At 32.4% G+C, this 18,164-nt stretch carries 13 protein-coding genes; 5 read left to right on the top strand and 8 right to left on the bottom strand.

What is annotated here, in order from left to right; translation table 11 throughout:
* Positions 1 to 185 precede the first annotated feature (185 nt).
* The 8 genes from Q4548_RS00425 to Q4548_RS00390 all read right to left on the bottom strand — a co-directional run bounded on the left by Q4548_RS00425 (position 186) and on the right by Q4548_RS00390 (position 14,572).
* On the bottom strand, positions 186 to 1,748 hold the full coding sequence (locus Q4548_RS00425; protein WP_303450090.1) for a sialate O-acetylesterase: 1,563 nt from the start codon (positions 1,746 to 1,748) through the stop codon (positions 186 to 188).
* A 61-nt stretch (positions 1,749 to 1,809) separates the two neighbouring features.
* A complete protein-coding gene (locus tag Q4548_RS00420; RefSeq protein WP_303450088.1) occupies positions 1,810 to 4,188 on the bottom strand; it encodes a glycosyl hydrolase family 95 catalytic domain-containing protein in 2,379 nt (792 codons plus the stop codon).
* Positions 4,189 to 4,349: 161 nt separating this feature from the next.
* Positions 4,350 to 6,206, bottom strand: coding sequence for an alpha-L-fucosidase (locus Q4548_RS00415; protein WP_303450086.1), 1,857 nt, complete (start codon positions 6,204 to 6,206; stop codon positions 4,350 to 4,352).
* Between the two features lie 18 nt (positions 6,207 to 6,224).
* Positions 6,225 to 7,820 (bottom strand): arylsulfatase, encoded by a 1,596-nt coding sequence (locus tag Q4548_RS00410; protein WP_303450083.1) that lies wholly within the window; start codon positions 7,818 to 7,820, stop codon positions 6,225 to 6,227.
* Positions 7,820 to 9,001 (bottom strand): DUF6786 family protein, encoded by a 1,182-nt coding sequence (locus Q4548_RS00405; protein WP_303450081.1) that lies wholly within the window; start codon positions 8,999 to 9,001, stop codon positions 7,820 to 7,822. The genes Q4548_RS00410 and Q4548_RS00405 overlap by 1 nt, the downstream gene beginning before the upstream one ends.
* Before the next feature lie 471 nt (positions 9,002 to 9,472).
* A complete protein-coding gene (locus Q4548_RS00400) occupies positions 9,473 to 11,413 on the bottom strand; it encodes a sulfatase (protein WP_303450077.1) in 1,941 nt (646 codons plus the stop codon).
* Positions 11,403 to 13,337, bottom strand: coding sequence for a sulfatase (locus Q4548_RS00395; RefSeq protein ID WP_303450075.1), 1,935 nt, complete (start codon positions 13,335 to 13,337; stop codon positions 11,403 to 11,405). Before Q4548_RS00395 ends, Q4548_RS00400 begins: the two co-directional genes overlap by 11 nt.
* A 32-nt stretch (positions 13,338 to 13,369) precedes the next feature.
* On the bottom strand, positions 13,370 to 14,572 hold the full coding sequence (locus Q4548_RS00390) for a putative glycoside hydrolase (RefSeq protein ID WP_303450072.1): 1,203 nt from the start codon (positions 14,570 to 14,572) through the stop codon (positions 13,370 to 13,372).
* 348 nt (positions 14,573 to 14,920) lie between these two features.
* On the opposite strand from Q4548_RS00390, the gene Q4548_RS00385 reads away from it, so the two are divergent.
* The 5 genes from Q4548_RS00385 to Q4548_RS00365 all read left to right on the top strand — a co-directional run bounded on the left by Q4548_RS00385 (position 14,921) and on the right by Q4548_RS00365 (position 17,984).
* A complete protein-coding gene (locus Q4548_RS00385; protein WP_303450070.1) occupies positions 14,921 to 15,157 on the top strand; it encodes a hypothetical protein in 237 nt (78 codons plus the stop codon).
* 409 nt (positions 15,158 to 15,566) lie between these two features.
* Positions 15,567 to 15,809, top strand: coding sequence for a hypothetical protein (locus Q4548_RS00380; protein ID WP_303450068.1), 243 nt, complete (start codon positions 15,567 to 15,569; stop codon positions 15,807 to 15,809).
* 271 nt (positions 15,810 to 16,080) lie between these two features.
* A complete protein-coding gene (locus Q4548_RS00375) occupies positions 16,081 to 16,620 on the top strand; it encodes a hypothetical protein (RefSeq protein WP_303450066.1) in 540 nt (179 codons plus the stop codon).
* Positions 16,577 to 16,855 (top strand): T9SS type A sorting domain-containing protein, encoded by a 279-nt coding sequence (locus Q4548_RS00370; RefSeq protein WP_303450064.1) that lies wholly within the window; start codon positions 16,577 to 16,579, stop codon positions 16,853 to 16,855. Before Q4548_RS00375 ends, Q4548_RS00370 begins: the two co-directional genes overlap by 44 nt.
* Positions 16,856 to 17,129: 274 nt before the next feature.
* Positions 17,130 to 17,984 (top strand): T9SS type A sorting domain-containing protein, encoded by an 855-nt coding sequence (locus Q4548_RS00365; RefSeq protein WP_303450062.1) that lies wholly within the window; start codon positions 17,130 to 17,132, stop codon positions 17,982 to 17,984.
* Positions 17,985 to 18,164 lie beyond the last annotated feature (180 nt).

Raw genomic sequence — 18,164 nt, 5'->3', positions numbered from 1 at the left:
TTTTAATATAAGTCTTAATTTACTTATCAAAAATATTCTTATTAAGTGAATTTTAGATTCTCATTTCTGTCAATTTGTTGCTCTATTCGGTTTGTTATTTCTGTAGCTAAAAAATAAAGCTATTAAAAGTTTGTTTAGAACTGTTTAATAGCTTTTGTTTGGATATTGTTGTTACTTGGATGGAATTAAGGTTTAAAATTATCTGTTCTAAATGGATAGGTTGGTAAGTTTGCTTCATTCACCAAATTCACATTGGGTTTTCCAGTAAATGCATATCTAACATATTTTGGATGTATAAGTTTAGAAGAAGATAAAATCACTGTTTTTCCTTTGATTGTAGCTTTTGCAGGAACCCAGTTTTTGGAATCGTCTGCTAACCAAAATTCCCTAGGTGGTTTGCCATCTGTAGTTTTTAGTTTTTTAACATTTTTAAAAAATACAGTAATGCTATTGTTTTTAGTTTTGACTTTTTTAAAAGTAGGTCCAGATGCGGTTACTTTCATTTTTAACACATTGTGTTGAGCTAAAAGAGCCAATCTTTGTCCTACAGGTAATTTGTCTTTTGGGTGAATGTTTTTAACATCTCCTAAATCAATAGTATTGGCAACAGATGTATTTGGAAGTTCTAGTGCTTTTAGTTGAGATTCACGCATCCAAGCCCAAGAATAAGCATTTGGGTTTTTAGGATTTTGCTCAGTACTTTCTTTTAAAATGGATCCATAGCCCGGCAACATTACGATTAGAAAATCCATTTCTTTTTGGTTCCATGAACTACGATACTTAAGAATCCACTCTTTAAGTGTAGTGCCATATTTTAACATTCCAGAATTTCTAGAAAACCAAGGTTCTTTAAGCATTCCAAACATAGATTGTGTATTGCGTTCTCCTTGATACCAAACCAAACCTCTACAAGCGTAAGGTATTAAAGGGTGCATCATTGCATTGTATAAAATGTTAGATTGTCTTCGTAAGAAAACATCATCAGTCCTAGACCAGGGTTTAGGGCCGTTAAGTATGTTGTTAATTTTGTTTTGACTAATAGTATCAGCATCAAATTCATCCATCATCATTTTAAAATGAGGTACTGTTGAGGTCATGTCACGAGGCATCCAAGCTTCTAGTGATGAACTTCCCCAAGAAGTTTGAATAATTCCGATAGGTATATCAATTGCTTCCTCTAGAAAATAGGCAAAAGAAAAAGCTACAGCACTATCTGGGTGTCCATCAACCCAAGTTCCTCCACAGTTGTCTTGAGGTTCAAAAGCAACTGTGTTTTGTACTTTAAAGCTTCGGATATTTGTTGCAGATGGAATTAGTTTTTTTATTTCAGGAACAGAATTGGTAGAAAATTGCATGTTAGATTGCCCTGAACAAATCCATACTTCACCAACTAAAATATCTGTTATTTCTAGAGTATTTGTATCAGAAGAAGAGGAAATAATCATTGTTCTAGGTACTAAACTAGCTTTGAAAGCTGGCAGTTTTAGCAACCATTTTCCGTTTGTGCTTACAAGAGTGTTTTTTGTAGTTCCAGCAAAATTAACTGTAATTTTAGTTCCAGGTATTCCTTTTCCCCAAACGGGAATTTTCATATCTCTTTGTAACACCATATGGTCTTGAAAAAGAGAAGCCAATTGTATTGTAGAAATGTTTTTTGTTGTTGATTTATAAAAGGCAGTAGAGTTTTGGGTGTTAACTATAATAGCAAATAAGATTAGGAATAAACTACGTTGTAAACTGATTTTCATAATATGATTATAAATAATAATGGTAACTCCAAAGTTAAATAAAACGAATATGTTCTCTAATTTATTTAGAATAATAGGAATGACTAGGTAATCTCTTTGTTTTAGAGCTATAACCAAATAGGTTTTTGTTTTTTTCTTTAACGGGTAATTCGTTAATGGTCAAATCAGTTTTATCTAAACTTTTGTCTGTGATAATTGCTGTCTCATTCGTTTTTAAAGGAATGTTGTAAAATCCGTTTTTATTTTTTTTGATATTTACTTTTTGATTATTGATGTATATATTAGGGTTTTTAAGATCTGTTTGAATCCAACATTGTTTTCCTTGCAAACTTTTTACAGCTACAAATTCAGTGGATCCTTTTGTTTTTTTTGCACTTACTAAAAAGGCACCTTGTGTTCTAAGATTGTTAAAAGCAACGTCTTCCCATTTTTTAGGTGTCGCAGGAAATACGCGGATTTTTCCTCCCCAACTTTGTAACAACATGTCGTGCACACTAGTAGCAAAAGACAATGGGCTCTCAATCACAGGATTTCCTCCTTCTGCATACATGGTGGTCGGAGAAATATTTTTATGTTTAATTAAAAAATCTAAATAATAATAAGCCTTGGTTTCATCTCCCAAACAAGCATACATAGAAGAAGCTCCTGTAGCAGTATAGCCTGTTACGGGCATAGCAGTTACTTTTATATTGCTGTTAAAAGTAACATCTAGCCAATGGTCTAAAGATTTTTTTAACAAGGCTTTGTTTTCGTTAGTTTCGGGTGTAATTACAGCCAAAGGGTAAAAACCTAATAAATGAGAATAATGACGATGTGGTTTTTGAAAAGCTATATCTTTACCGATTCTCAATCCATTTTCATCAATCTGAAATTCAACCAAATTGTCAAGTAAGTTTTGCCATTCTTTTTTTAAAGGATCTTTTAGGTTAAATTCATCATTGATATTTACCAATGTTTGACAGCCCCAACGAATTAAGGCCAGCGTAAAATTAACGTCTTGTCCATGTCCACTAGGGTATTCTGGCGACCAGCTGTTTTTAATATGTATTTTACCATCATTACTTGGAACTGGATTTTCTTTGATATAATTAAGATAGCTGTTTACAGCTTTTTTTAGAATAGGAAATAAACCAGTTTTCATGCGCTCATGATCTCCAGCAAACTCACAATGCAACCAATAATTATTTAAAATCCACACCAACATATCTGGCACTTTAGCACCATTGTAAGCATCCATGTTTTGAGGAAACAAGGCCGCAATAGCAGCACTGTTTTTCCATCTATCAGGTACATTTCCTTCTAGGTGACTTGCATATTTATCAATATTGTTAATTAAAGATTCTCCTACTTCTAAACGATTTGCGGTTAAATGTGTCCAGTACTGTAATTCTACATTTAAATCTCCCCAAACCATTGGCCAAAAAGTGTCGTGATACCAAGGCCCCATCAAATCCATAATAGGTCCATTTCCTCTAGTAGCAGCACCAAACTTGTACATTTGTATCCAATAAAAAGATTCTTTTTCAGGATCGTTAAAAGTCACAAAGCTTTTAGGATAGTATTCATGCCACCAATTTTGATGCGTTTCTATAAATTGATTTTCTTTTAGTAATTTAAATCCTAAATCTAGATTTTTAGTAACTGTTTCTAATGATGTTTTTTCAGGGAAACTATGATGTACACTTGTTAGTAATTGTTGTTTCTTATTAGATTTTCCAGAGATTTTCCATCCTGTAGTCGTTTCTCCTCTGTGCTGTACCAATGGCTGGAAACAGAATTCGTATCCGTTTTTTTCGCTAAAAGTAGGAGCATTTGGCATTTCTAATTTTTCTGCACGCATTTTATCCCAAGTAGTTCCTTTGGGACCTCTTCCTTTGCTTAAAACTTTGTAAACAGGAGGGATGGGTTTGCTAGGGTGCCAAGTAATTTTAATGTTTTCATCCTTAGCGTCGGTTTCAAAATAAATAAGGTCTTTTTCGCTATGAGATAATCCTTTGATTTTGTAGCTTCCTTTGTTTGTAGTTACGTTACCAACCAATTCGGCATTCCATAAGTCTAATCTTAAACTTACTCCGGTAATATTTCCTTTAGAAGTTAAGTTAAAATATCCTAAAGGCAGACGTCCCCTCTTAATCCATAACATTTGATTTGTTTTAGGAGCTTCTCTATGGTCGGAATAATCATGTCTACCTACATAAATAGACATTACATTGTTTCCTTCTTCTTTATTTTGATGAAAAAGAAAACCTACATTTCCGTTTCCTGTATAAGGAGCAGTTTCCCATTTGTCTGGAACTAGATCCCAAACTAGATCATGTTTAGATAAGAATGATTCGTAATCTACCTTAACATCTACAGATTGTGCATTGGTGTAATTTGTATAAAAACAGAAGCACATAAGAACATGAATAAATGTTTTTACGGTTTTAAAATTTAACATTACGTTTAAATTATGAGTTAATGATTAGAACTCAAAAATATTACTATATAGTTGTTTGTTGCGTTCTCGTATCTTTCAAATCCTTTCTGTAATCTCCCATTTAAAGTTTTAAACTATTTATATGTAAAACATTCGGTTTAATGCTTTGCATTGTTTTTTCTTCAGTTTGTTAAATTGATAACCACAACAAATCCATTTTCATCGGTTGTTATTCCTGAGGTGTCAACTTCAAGTCCCTTTTCTGTTTGTGTCCAAGATATGGGTTTTTTATAGCCTAAAACAGATACATTTTTAATTGCCACATTATTCTTGTTAAAAGCATGAATAATGGTAGTCTCTCTCGGTTTTACTAAGGAAATTGCATAGATATTATTCTCTTTAGTTGTAAACCAAAAATCGTTAGGAGTAAATTCTTTCTGAAAACTTTTTTCTGCTCTATGGCCTGTACCATTTAGCAAAGTTTCTTTTTGTCCTTCATTTGCTGTTTTCCAACGAGTAGTTCCATAAATAGCTTCACCATTGGTATGCATCCATTGTCCAACTTCTCTTAATATATTCTGACTTTCTAAAGGAACATTTCCTTTACCATCAGGTCCAATGTTCAACAAGTAATTTCCTCCTTTTGAGGCAATATCAATAATGTAATATAAAGTTTCTTTAGTGGTTTTCCAATCGTAATCATAAGATTTATATCCCCATGAATTATTGGTTGTTCCGCAAGTTTCCCAGTACTTTTCAATCACATCGTCTGCAGATGGAATTTTATTATCTCCTGCATCTTCATAATCTCCAAAATTCCAACCCACTCTTCGGTTTACTAAAATATTTGGATTTAATTCATAAACTTTTTTATAGAAATCAAAAGACTGCTCTTCTGTTACAAAACCTTCACCGTCAAACCAAATTAATTTTAGTTTTGGTAACAATTGAATCAATTCTTCTACTTGAGGCATTGCTTTTTTCTTTATATAAGAAACATGCGTGTTGGGACTGGGATCCCATCTGTTTTTGCCAGATGAATGTGTATAAATACCTAAAGAATCATTCACTTTTTTTACATTGGCATAGTTTCCATCTGTTCCATCCATCCAGTCATTTCCGTGAGAATAATAGACTCCAAAATCCAAACCTTCTTCTAAACAAGCTTCGTACAATTCTTTAACAATATCTGCTTTGTAAGGAGTTGCATCTACCATGTCATACTCGGAGCATTTTGAATCAAACAAAGCAAATCCATCGTGATGTTTTGAGGTAATTACAACATACTTCATTCCAGCATCTTTAGCTAATTTTGCGATATTTTTAGCAAAAGATTTGTCGGGATTGAATGTTTCTGCCAGAGCAGCATATTCAGCTCTAGAAATTTGAAAGGCATGCATTAACCATTCTGCCACTTTTGGACCAGGAAAAGGAGAATTGTTTATTTTGGTTCCTTTCCAAACACCTCCTATTTCTGAATACAATCCCCAATGAATAAACATTCCAAACTTAGCTTGTTTAAACCATTTTAAAGCAGCTTGTTTTTCTGGAGATGTGTGCATTTTTAACCATTCTTTGTGATGTACTCCAGAACCAATGGGGTTTTTATAAGAAGGAATAATTCTTATTTGATTAAAATTTGCTTCTGTTTCAATAGTCAAAACATGCTTTTTTGTGATGTCACTAATTTTAATCGTTTTCTGAAACTCAGAAACTATTTTATGATCATAAGTAGTATAATTTTGTTGAATTTTTCCACCTAACTCCTGAGCATTAATTGTTACTGTTGCAATAGTCTCATTTATTGGTAGAGCATCAAAAACAACTTGCACAACATAATCTACAGGATGCTCAAACTCAACATCCCATGCATAACTATTTCCGTTTTTCACAGCATCAGCTTTATTTAACAAAGCCCAATTTGTAGTTTGGTCAAAAATGGGAGTTTCAACTTTGCTTGTTTCCTCTTTTTGTTTACATCCATTTAGACCTAAAAAGACCATGAAAAATGCACAATAAATGATTTTATTTACTCTCATTCTGATTTCAATTGTTGTTTATTTAGTTTTTGTTGCTAGCACATCATATTCGTTTGCTGTCATCCAAGATAAATCAGACCAATACCCTGTATCATTTTTTTGATACGTTCCTTCTGTGGTACGTCCACTAGCAATAATTTTATTTATTTTAGCTGTTAAATCCTTTACTTTTTTAGGGTATTTCTTTGCTAAATTTGTCTCCTCACTAAGGTCATTATCTAAGTCATATAATTCAATTCCTTCTTCTTCCTTTTCAGATGGTAAAATCAATTTCCAGTTTCCTTCGGTAATAGCATACCTGGCATTTTTTCCGTTATCTCCTCTATTTATAATAGGTAAACGGTTATATGTACTTTGAGTTGTTGTTAAAACTGAAGCAAAACTTTGACTATCTTCTGCAGCATTGTCAGAAATATGAACGTCCAATAAACCAGCAAAAGTAGCTAATAAATCTACTTGTCCTACAGGCTGCTCCCATGTTCTACCAGGTTTTTTAATTCCTTTTGGCCAGCGAACAATAAAAGGGACTCTATGACCTCCTTCGTAAACTGAACGTTTTCCTTCTTTAAAACCACCTCTACTATCGTGATTAAAATCTGTAATACGTTTATCCCAAGAATTTTCAGGACCATTATCACTGGTGAAAACAATCAAGGTATTGTCATCTAATCCTGACTCTTTTAAATACGCTAAAATTTGTCCAACATGATGATCTGTTTCTATGACAAATTCACCATAAGCACCTGCATCTCCTTGTCCTTTAAATTCTGGTAGTGGAGCTACTGGATAATGTGGAGAAGTATAAGGTAAATACAGAAAAAAAGGTTTGTCTTTTTTAGCTTCAGTTTCTACCGTCTTCATCCAATCTATTGCTTTTTCTGTAAAGCGAGTTAAACATTGATCGTCCGTAAAATCAGGAGCAACTTCAAACCCATGTTTCCCTAATTTTTCTTTAGTTTCTTGTGGAGTAGTATCATATGGAGGCATAATTCTATAATCCACATGTCTGTCATTTTTCTTTTTGTTGGTATACAATGTAGGAGGTACTTTAGCATACCTTCCTTCAAACCAAGCTAAAATCCCAAAATTTAAAGAAGCAGGAATTCCATAAAAATAATCAAAGCCCTTGTCTAAAGGCATATCTTGTATGGGTTTAGACCAATCACGATTTTTTGGGGTACCTGGAAAATCCATTCCCAAATGCCATTTCCCAACCATTCCTGTATTGTATCCTTGTTTTTTTAAAAGTGACGCCAATGTTTCTCTTCCATCTTCTATCAAACATGTCGCTTCAGATTTCATCACACCATTTTTAAGTGTTGTTCTCCAACTATAGCGTCCTGTTAACAAAGAATATCTAGAAGGTGTACATATTGAAGAAGCACTGTGCCCATTTGTAAACAAAACTCCTTCTTTTGCTAAAAGATCTAAATTTGGTGTTTTAAATTTTGCTTCTTTGTTTAAAGCACTTACATCTCCAAATCCTTGATCATCTGTATAAATAACAATAATGTTTGGCTTCTGAATTTGCTGTCCATATAGATTTCCTACAAATGCAATCATGGCACAAGTTAACCAACAAATTACGTTTTTATTTTTGACTACAAACTTCATTAAAAAGTAGATTTGATCTCATTTAGGCTTACTCCTAAAATTTGTTCAGCAATGGTATTTAGCTCCTCTTTGTCTCCTTGTAAGTGTATGGTTGTTTGAATATGAACCATCGTTTCATTTGGTTTTAAGGCAGCTGCTGGTGATGATGTTTCTAGCTCGTAAAAAGGACCCATTGGAGCTACTCCAGGTTCTGGAGCACCATCATTGTATGCGTTTAGTACATCTCCTGCAAAAGGCTCTTTTTGTTCTTCCCAGGTAGAGTTAACATAACCACAAACGGCTTCTTGTTCATTGTAAGTCACTAAATTTAAAACTCCTCCATTAGCATCATAACTACCTGCAACCCCTTTAGTTCTTTTAGGTCCAACCCCAATTTTTCCTCGTTTGGTTCCATCTCCTTTCATAAACAAAACATGGTCTTTTGTTTGTAAATAATCTTCAGGTATTTTTCCAAAATAAGTGTCGTTAACTTTTTCTCCTAATTCACTTTCCTCTCCTTCTACAAAAGGTATTACAATAGTGGTTTCTGGTGATGGATTGTACATTCCTAACATCCATATAGAAGGCAAGCCTGTTTCTGGAATCCAAGGTTTTTCTCCTATATTTGTGATTTGATTGTTGGTTTGATAGGCCACAAACTCAATTTTATCTGATAGTTCTTTTTTAAGAATTTCTTCTACTGATTGCTTGTTTAAAATAGTTACGGTACGACCAATTCCCATTTTAAAAATAGTACCACTTTTATTGATCAATTCACAACTGTGCTTAAATTCTGCACTGCTTTCTGTTTTAGAAACTAATGTAAAAGCATCTGTGTCTATTACAGATGGAGTTTTCCAATTCGAAAAATCAAAAGTATCACCGGGTTTAAAAAAGATAGAAAATTGTCCGCCTTCTGGTCCTAGCCAAAAACGTTCTTCACCTCCAAAAACGTAAATCTGGTTTTCAATTTTTCCTTGACGTTCTTCGTCTGATAAAAAACCAGCTTTAATTACCTTTTTATTAATCCATCCAAAACCTGCACCTTTTTCAATATTAGTAGTACTGGTCATAACACGTCCTTGATATAAAGGAGCCACTACTACAGCACTGTTGCCTTGCTTTAGTACAATAGTATCTGTGTGTTTTTTAAGAAATGCTAAATCTGAGGAAAAATTGTCTTGTATGTTTTGTGTCATCATAATGAAATACTTGAGAGAGTGGTAACAACTCAATATTTTTGGAATAGATTACCACTTGTTTTAATTTTCAAGGATACTAATATGTAGTTTCTTTTTAGTTAAGTTCATATCTAAATCAACCCAAACGATATCTAATACAATTATTCTAGAATCTTTTGTTTGTACAATTGTTTGGTTGTGTAACAATACATTATTAAAATACACGTTTTATTATTTGGTGTAAAATATCCATACCTTGATCATCTGTCATAACCAAGATGATGTTTGGTTTACTGTTTTTAAGTTTTTTTGAATTCTCTTGTGCATCAGCTATTTCTATAAAAAAAACAGGAGAAACAATATTATCGTGACTCCTGTTTTAGGTATTCTTTTTAGATCTATATTTCTTTATGTTTTAGAATCATTCTTAAAACATAAATATATTTTTGATCTATTAAAAATAGACCTGATTTTTTAACTAAAAATGAGACACTATTTTTTGTTTTTCTTTTTACTCTTTTTTTTACCCTTCTTTTTCTTTTTTGGTGCCTTTATTAATTCATGAAATTTACTTGTTACCATGAATCTATTTTCATCTATAAAAACAACACCACATGCATGTGCATCTTTTGGTACATTAACAGTGTATGTTAATTTATCTTTACTAGACTCTAAAGGTACTTCTATGTATGTTGTGTGTAATTTTTTCTTTCCTGTAGCACTTGGTTTATCAGAAATTTTAATAAGCGCATAGCTTTCAATCACATTCGATTTTCCTTTTTCTAATTGAATAGTAACTGTACGAGAATTCGCATCATATACATCCGTTGCAACTACTGGAATTAACGCTAATTTTTCTTTCTCTGAAGGGTCTTTAACATTTGTGATACTTTTATAAGGCAGTTTAGCATCGTAATCTTTAAGATACTTTTCTAGCTTAGTAGCTAATTTCTTAACAATTTTGGGAGATTGTGCTGCAATATCATTTTGCTCTTCTAAATCATATCGTTTTCCGTCTTTATACAAACGATGTAATACATATTTACCTGAGTTAAAGTTTTTATACAATTTATAGTCTCCAGATCTAATAGCCGATTGGTTTTTAACATCATCTCCATAAGGATAATGCCACCATAAATCTTCTCTAGGTTTTCCTTTGTTATCTTTTACATCACTTTCGTTATTTAACAAGACATCAGAAATATCTAGTCCATCTAAATCATCACTGTATTTAGAAGGTATTTTACTATTTGTAAGGTTTAAAATAGTTGGATAGAAGTCTAATTGATTGATTAAAACATCTTTTGTTTTTTCCTTTGGAATACTTGGTCCAGAAATAAGCATTGGGACTCTAATACCACCTTCTTCGCTATATTTTTTACCCTTATCTAAAGGAGCATTGTCAGACATTACTTCAGCTTTACGAGTTTCTGCTCCACCATTATCCGATGAAAAGAAAATGTAAGTAGTCTCGTATAATTTTTTACCAGGATTTCTAGGATCGTCTGTTTTCTTTAACAAATCTACCACACGACCTAAACTCCAATCTAAGGTGGTAACCATAGCCCCAAAATAAGGATTGTTCTGACCTTCTTTAGTCCATTCAGCATCTACTTCTGGAAGCTCTACTCCTAATTTATCACAATAATAGTCTAATAATGCGCGGTTTTTTGAGTGAATTGGATAATGAACCATCCAATGTGCTAAATATAAAAAGAAAGGTTCCTCTTTACTTTCGGTAATAAATTTAAGTGCATTTTCTGTAACCGCATCCGTTGGATAAGAAATTCCTTTAGGGTTCTCCTTTGTAAAAGGAAAATATTTTTCTTTACTTAAACGATATGGATCATTAGCGTCATTTGTTGCAAATGCAGTCAAACGAGTATCTGGCTTTTTAGGTCCTTGGTGTGCTCCTCTAGATTCATGCGCAAAATCAAAACCTTGATTTTTAGAGCTCTGTATATCCATTGCTCCTGCATGCCATTTTCCAACATGTCCGGTTTTATAACCATTCATTTTTAAAGCTTCAGCAATGGTAAAGTTTTCAGGCATTAATCCCTCTGGAAAATAAGGATTGATATATTGTTCTGATCTTTGAGCCTTAGGAATTCCACCTCCACTCACATTGGTTATCCCTGTTTTAGCAGGATGCAATCCACTTAAAAGTGCAGATCTTGATGGAGCACAAGTAGGTGCTGGAGAATATGCATTCGTAAAGTTGATGGCATCTTTTGCCAGTTTTGCAATGTTTGGCGTATCCCAAGCACACGGCTCATCCAGGTCATTTAATTGTACGTCTTGCCAACCTAAATCATCTGCATAAAAAATGATGACATTTGGTTTTATTAATTTAGAATTCTTTTGACTATTCATCGTATTAGATACAAATAGTGATAAGAATAATAAACCTAAAAGATTTGTTTTATTTTTCATTTGTAAGTGTTTTATTTTTTCTGTTTTTCTTAACTTTTTTAGGTGCTTTTAAAGCATGAAATTTACTTTTAACCATAAATCTGTTTTCATCTATAAAAATGATACCTGCTTCTGTTACTCCAACTGGAAGTGTTAAGGTATATTCTGAGGTCTTTTTATTAAATTCTCCTTCTAATTTTGTAAAAGGTTCGTGAACTTTTCTTTGTTTTCCATTTTTTGAAACGGCATGTAAATCTTTGTAAGATATCAATCCATAAAACTCAATAACTTTAGAGTTCCCTTTTTCTAATGTAACTGTAATTTTACGTGATGAAGGATCAAAAGAATCTGTTTTAATTTTTGGAATAGCAGCTACATTTTCTGGTTCTCCTTTTATTTTTGAAGGATTTTTATAAGGGAATTTAGCATCGTAATCTTTTAAATATTTTTCTAATCTGGTAGATAAATCTTTAACGACCTCAGGAGACTGTTCTGCAATGTCAAATTTCTCTTCTAAATCTGCTCTTTCACCATTTTTGTACAAACGGTATAATTCATAATTACCTTTTACATGGTTTTTATACAATTTATAATCTCCCGCTCTTATTGCAGATTGCATTTGAAATTCACGATTATGAGGAAAATGCCACCATAAATCTTCTCTTGGCTCTCCATTGTTATTTTTGATAACAGTTTCATTATTTAACAAAACACCGGAAATATCTGATCCATCTAAATCTGAACTGTACTTAGTAGGTATCTTACTATTTGTAAGGTCTAAAATTGTTGGGTAAAAATCTAATTGATTTACCAATCCATCATATACTTTCCCTTTTGGTATATTTGGTCCAGAAATTAGCATTGGCACTCTAATACCTCCTTCTTGAGCATATTTTTTTCCTTCATCTAAAGGAAAGTTATCCGTTACAATTTCTTTACCTACGTGTTCAACAGCTCCATTATCAGAAGAGAAAAAGATGTATGTAGTTTCATAAAGTTTTTTACCAGGATTTCTAGGGTCGTCTGTTTTCTTTAGTAAGTCTACCACACGTCCTAAACTCCAGTCTAAAGTGGTTACCATAGATCCAAAATAAGGATTGGTTTGACCTTCTGTAGTTACAGGTACATCTTTTGTTGGGAAATCAATTCCTAACTTATCACAGTAGTATTGTAATAACTCGCGGTTTTTAGTGTGAATTGGAGAATGTACCATCCAATGTGCTAAATATAAGAAGAAAGGTTCTTTTTTGCTTTCATCAATAAATTTAAGAGCATTCTCTGTAATTTCATCATATGGGTATGAAATTCCTTCTGGAGATTCTTTGGTAAAAGGAGGATATTTTTCATCACTTAAACGGTAAGGATCATTCTTTGCTTTTGTCGCAAATGTATTCAAACGATTGTCTGGCTTTTTTGGCCCTTGATGTGCTCCTCTAGATTCATGAACAAAATCAAAACCTTGGTTTTTTGATTTTTGAGAATCGTCATGTCCTGCATGCCATTTTCCAATATGTCCTGTTGTATATCCATTCATTTTTAAAGCTTCCGCAATTGTAAAATGTTTTGGAAACAATCCTCCTTCAAAAAAAGGTGATATATAATTTTGGCTTTGCTCTGCGTTAGGCATTTGCCCCCCAGCAACGTGTGTTACTCCTGTTTTGGTAGGATGTAACCCACTTAAAACAGCACATCTAGACGGAGCACATGTAGGTGCAGGAGAATATCCGTTCGTAAAGTTTATGGCATCTTTGGCTAATTTTGAAATATTAGGCGTTTCCCATGGGCTTGGTTCGTCCAGATTATTTATTTCTGTGTCCTGCCAACCTAAATCATCAGCATAAAAAATAATGACATTGGGTTGTATGCTATTTTTCTGACCCTGAACGGGAATAGAGAAAAGAGAAACTGCTAGAATTCCTATCAAAAAACTATGTATTGTTTTCATTTTTATAATTGTTATTGTTTTGTATACTTTATTTATTTCCAATCTAATGTTGCTGTTTTCTTTTCTATGTCTAAGGTGACGTCTAGATATTCAAAAGATCTAGTATATACATACCCTTCTTTTTGAGCTGGACCTTTTGGAGCTCCTAATTTCTTTTTGTACTGAGGAAATGTTTTTAACCACACAGATGAATCGTTTCCTTTGCCATCTCTACGTTCATTTACACTGTAACCGTCATGAGGGTATACATAACTATATTTTTCTGCACACACTAAAAAGATAGCTAGTAGATAGTCTAAGCGATTAGAAAAGGAATCATCTAAAACCACTTCTTTTCTTTGATCATCAAAACCTACCACTGTATGCTCTCCTGCTTCTCCTAAACCTAAAGACATGGCAATAACATTGCCTTCTCTTGCTGATTTTTGAACAGCTTCAATCCCTTTAGCTAAATAATCTGCATAACTCATTCCAAAACTTTCATGTTCAAATCCTTCTAGATATGATCCGTTAAAAAACTTTAAATATTCTCTACCGACATCTTTAAATTCTGGACGAACTCTTAAAATATTTGCAATCAATAAATTGTCTTTTCCTAATCTTGTGTTTAACTGGTTCATCATTGATAAGTAGCCTGTTTCTAACTCTTTTTGTTTTGCATCACCAACACGACTTTTAAAAAAAGAAGGAACTAATACCTTGATGTTTGCATCCATGAATATACCATCAATATATGGGTTACTTGTTATCTTGGCAACATGATCAATCCAATAATTACGAACATTTTCTTGAGATAAATCAAAAAAACCAGTCTTATTATTAGTCATTAGAGCTTTTTTTCCTTTTTCATCTACTAAAATTGCTTCAGGATGTTTTTTTAAAAAAGCTTCATCTTCTTGATAACTTGGCCAATTAATAACTACATTTTTATAATACAAAATTTTTGTATTGGGGTTTGTTTTTTTAACTGCTTCCGCAGCTTTTATCGTCCCTGCTTCTGTAGAGCCATAAGTTCTACTTCCTGTTGTTTTTTCAAAAGTAATTAATGGGTGTTTTGCTATAAACTTAATTTCTTCTTTTGTAAAAGCTGTTGTTTTACGTAGGTGCATATACAAAGGCATGGTGTCCCATGAAAATTCGGGATAATTATGTTTAGTTGAAACAGCTGTTTTTTCTTGAGCTATACAGAAGGATGAACAGGTAATAATTAATGAAAATAAGATTTTGTTTATCATTTTACATATCGTTTTTTGCATAATTCAAAGGTGACTTTTAATATTAAATACCTCAATTTAAGAAAACACCTTTTGTTAGAATAAAGACTATTTCTTGGTTTTATTAGCATATGTGAAAATAGACGATTTGAGTTCTTCATCTTTGCTGTTTTTAAGCATTTTATTGCTGTATTATGAAGTTTGTTTAAGCAAATCGTTACTAGATTAGAGAAACAATTATTGTTGGTTAAGAGTTGATTTAGTGTTTGTAAAATACAATTTACGACAAGAAAACAATTGTTTTTATCATTGTCGTTTGATTTTTTGATGAATTTCTCCGCTTTTTGACAAAGCAATTTAGATGTAAATGTGAAAAAGTACATCAGTAAAGTGGAGGCTAATATAAAGTTACAGGATGTAGAAAAACGGAAGCTATATGAGTTAAAATTGGTACATACTAAAAATCATTGGAACGTAACTAAAGAATTTAAAGACAAACCAGAACTTGCTCAAAAAAGAAAAGAGGTTGGGGTTACTTACTTTAAATTGTTAGTAGAGGCATTTGGGAAAGATTGTGCAATGGAAATTTCTAAAGTATATAAATAAGATGGAAGCAAATTTCTTGAAATTATCAAAGTTAAGTTTGCTTTTTTATAGACTAGTACACTTCGTTTTTTTTGCTCAAGAGGAGTATGCAGATCCCAAATATGTAAAAGTATTTTAAAGAAAGAAGGAGTATTTATAACTCCTAATTATGAATTTGTAGATACTTTTAAAACGTATGACAATTCTAAATTGTTTTACCAATATACGAGGATTGTTTATAGAGGGTTTACCTTTAGCCAAAGCAAAGAATATCGATAATTTTTTTGTTGTTGGTGTGGTGGGGCTAAACATATTAAAAAAGGAAAAAAATATCTGTTGCAGATTTGATGCATGGGGGGGGAGATGCTTTTATTATATGGGGTGAATAAGGATATATAGCATAGCCATTGCTTTAGAGGAGCAGGTGTCTGTGATAAGGATTCTAATTTTAAATACGCAGGATCCTAAAAGGGATGATTTTTTTAACGATGTTGACAGCCCATTACAGGAACAATGGCTTTACCATGCGGTTGCAGATGGAATCTTGGTGAATAGTTTGTTAAGAGATCCAAATTTCAAAACGCACGTAGATGTCAATCATATTGGAATTACATGGATTTCTTGGGAAAGCATTTTAACAAATGTAGTTACGGGTATAGACAAATCGTTTTGACTATTCAATACCAGTATACGGATGTGGATATTTATATGAAACACCACAAACTTTTACATATAGCGAGACTGAAGGTGGTACTGGTCTATATCAAGCATTAACTGCTACTTATGCTGGAACTGTTACATTTTCAACAACACCAACACCTATTAAATTTGAAGTTATAGATTTAGATTTAGGTACTTCAGAATCAGTTACTGCAGTAAGAGTATATAATTTTAATGTTATTGATAAAGTTGTTCCTGTAGATACTTTAGATCCAGAAGCAGTTTTGGATGCAGGAAATGAGTGGTATCATCACTATAGTTCAGATATATTTGGAGCAACAATTTTTGAAGTACTAGGTGGTGTGTTTTTAGAACAAGAATCAGCAGTGACTACACCAACTACTATTGGAAATAGCAGTCCATTAGTTGCCAAATTCACAAAAGAAGATGAAGCACACTCGCAAATAAAGTTTCAATTACCAGGTGTTATTACAACAGCAAATCAATCCTCTGCTATTTTTAAAATAAGAGCCTATGCACCTTCAACTAATGTAGATGGAAGTTCTGGTAGAAGATTAAGATTGTTTTTACGAGATGGAACTGAAACAGCAGGACAAAAGAACGTTACAATTGATGTTACTGTTTTTGATCAATGGCAAGAATACACCTTTGATTTTTCAGAGACAAACCTTACAGAAGGTGTATCTTATAGCACTGTAAACCTATTAATTGACCAACCTGATGCGGATTTTCTTGCTACAGGAAATATATATTATCTAGATGCTTTTCAAGGTCCTTCTTCAGCTTACGTTACCAACAGATAACATTGAATTCGTTAATGCTTCTATGGTTGCTTATCCTAATCCTGTAACAAGCAGTTTTCAAATAGACTCTAGTATAGCTATTGAAAATGTAAAATTATATAATATTACTGGTCGTTTATTAAAAACATTTAATGGTAATGGAAACTACGATGTTAGTGATTTAGCAACAGGAATTTACTTTGCAAAGATTAAGACTCCATTTGGTTTTAAAACATTAAAAGTTATAAAAGAGTAAATATTTGCATTAAAATAACAGATTAGATCATAAGAAAGTTTCTTAGTATTCATTTACTAAGAAACTTTTTTGTTTTTATAATTTACAAATTCATAGAGGAACTCTGCTTATTCTAGATCTTATCTATTTTTAGCTTATAGAAATGACAAAGTTCAACGAACTCTTAAACTATAAAAAAAACCACAAGAATAAAGCATGTTATTGACTGAATCAAGCAAGAAAACATCATTCTATCCTTCTATTTTTGAATGTATTAATCTTTAATATATATATTATGAAAAAACAATTACTTACAATTACTCTAACTTTATTAACAACAGTAGTAACCTTTTCGCAAGAAGTTTGGTATGATGTTGACAACGCTGTTACTGATTTAACATTAACAACTCCATGTGATGGTTGTTCTATAACAACAGTAGCAAATCCTGATGCGACAGACCCAACAAGTACTACAAATGTAACCTTATGGAAAGTAGCTGCTAATTCTACTGCAGAAAACAAACAAGTTAAGTTAGATTTTAACTCTGGGTATGGTATTCCTATAGAGGATGTTTCTACTTTAGAAGTAACTGTACGCGCATATTTTCCTGAATTCGATTATATCAAAAATTATGATAGTGCTGTACGTTTTAGACTATTTTTATTTGATGCTAATGGGAATACATCTTATGTACAGGTTAAATTTCAAGAAGATAAAGAAGCTGGTTGGCATCAATTGAACTTTGATTTTAGCTCATTTTCTGGGGCAACTCCAGAAACAGACATCGTTAGTGCAGAGCTTAGAACAATATATCAAAGTGCTAGATTTACGAATTTAGATAACGATCTTAATTATTATATTGATACCGTTTCTAGCAATAAAGAAATAGCTCCTATTACATCATTGTCCGTTGATGGTCAAGAATTAAACGATTCTACATTAGCAATATACCCTACCAACGTAGTGAATACTTTTGAAATTTCAAAAGATATTCTTTCTGCTGAAATATTTAATTTAACTGGACAAAAAGTTAAAACATTTGGATCTCAAAAAGAATTTAATGTTTCAAATCTAGCAACAGGTTTGTATTTATTTAAGGTTCAATTAAGTAATGGAACTAAACAAGCGGTACGTTTTATTAAACAGTAAGTAACGCATTCATCCAATAAAAAAAGGTTCCTTAGTTATATTTAACTAAGGAACCTTTTTTGCTTTTATTGATTTACATATTTGTAGAGAGTCCTTCTTATGCTATATCTTATCTATTATAGCTTTATAGAAATGATAAAGTTCAACAACTCTTCTTATAGCTATAAAAATCTCTTCTTT

The sequence above is a fragment of the Wenyingzhuangia sp. 2_MG-2023 genome, assembly GCF_030548295.1.
In the GTDB taxonomy this organism is placed as follows: Bacteria; Bacteroidota; Bacteroidia; order Flavobacteriales; family Flavobacteriaceae; genus Wenyingzhuangia.
The sequence above is the reverse complement of the archived record's forward strand: the minus strand, read 5'-3'. Positions and strand labels throughout refer to the sequence as shown.

Excerpts from the sequence above, each read along its gene's own strand:
- Q4548_RS00425 (WP_303450090.1), bottom strand. The coding sequence starts at position 1,748 with ATGAAAATCAGTTTACAACGTAGTTTATTCCTAATCTTATTTGCTATT.
- Q4548_RS00420 (WP_303450088.1), bottom strand. The coding sequence starts at position 4,188 with ATGTTAAATTTTAAAACCGTAAAAACATTTATTCATGTTCTTATGTGC.
- Q4548_RS00415 (WP_303450086.1), bottom strand. The coding sequence starts at position 6,206 with ATGAGAGTAAATAAAATCATTTATTGTGCATTTTTCATGGTCTTTTTA.
- Q4548_RS00410 (WP_303450083.1), bottom strand. The coding sequence starts at position 7,820 with ATGAAGTTTGTAGTCAAAAATAAAAACGTAATTTGTTGGTTAACTTGT.
- Q4548_RS00405 (WP_303450081.1), bottom strand. The coding sequence starts at position 9,001 with ATGATGACACAAAACATACAAGACAATTTTTCCTCAGATTTAGCATTT.
- Q4548_RS00400 (WP_303450077.1), bottom strand. The coding sequence starts at position 11,413 with ATGAAAAATAAAACAAATCTTTTAGGTTTATTATTCTTATCACTATTT.
- Q4548_RS00395 (WP_303450075.1), bottom strand. The coding sequence starts at position 13,337 with ATGAAAACAATACATAGTTTTTTGATAGGAATTCTAGCAGTTTCTCTT.
- Q4548_RS00390 (WP_303450072.1), bottom strand. The coding sequence starts at position 14,572 with ATGATAAACAAAATCTTATTTTCATTAATTATTACCTGTTCATCCTTC.
- Q4548_RS00370 (WP_303450064.1), top strand. The coding sequence starts at position 16,577 with ATGCTTTTCAAGGTCCTTCTTCAGCTTACGTTACCAACAGATAACATT.
- Q4548_RS00365 (WP_303450062.1), top strand. The coding sequence starts at position 17,130 with ATGAAAAAACAATTACTTACAATTACTCTAACTTTATTAACAACAGTA.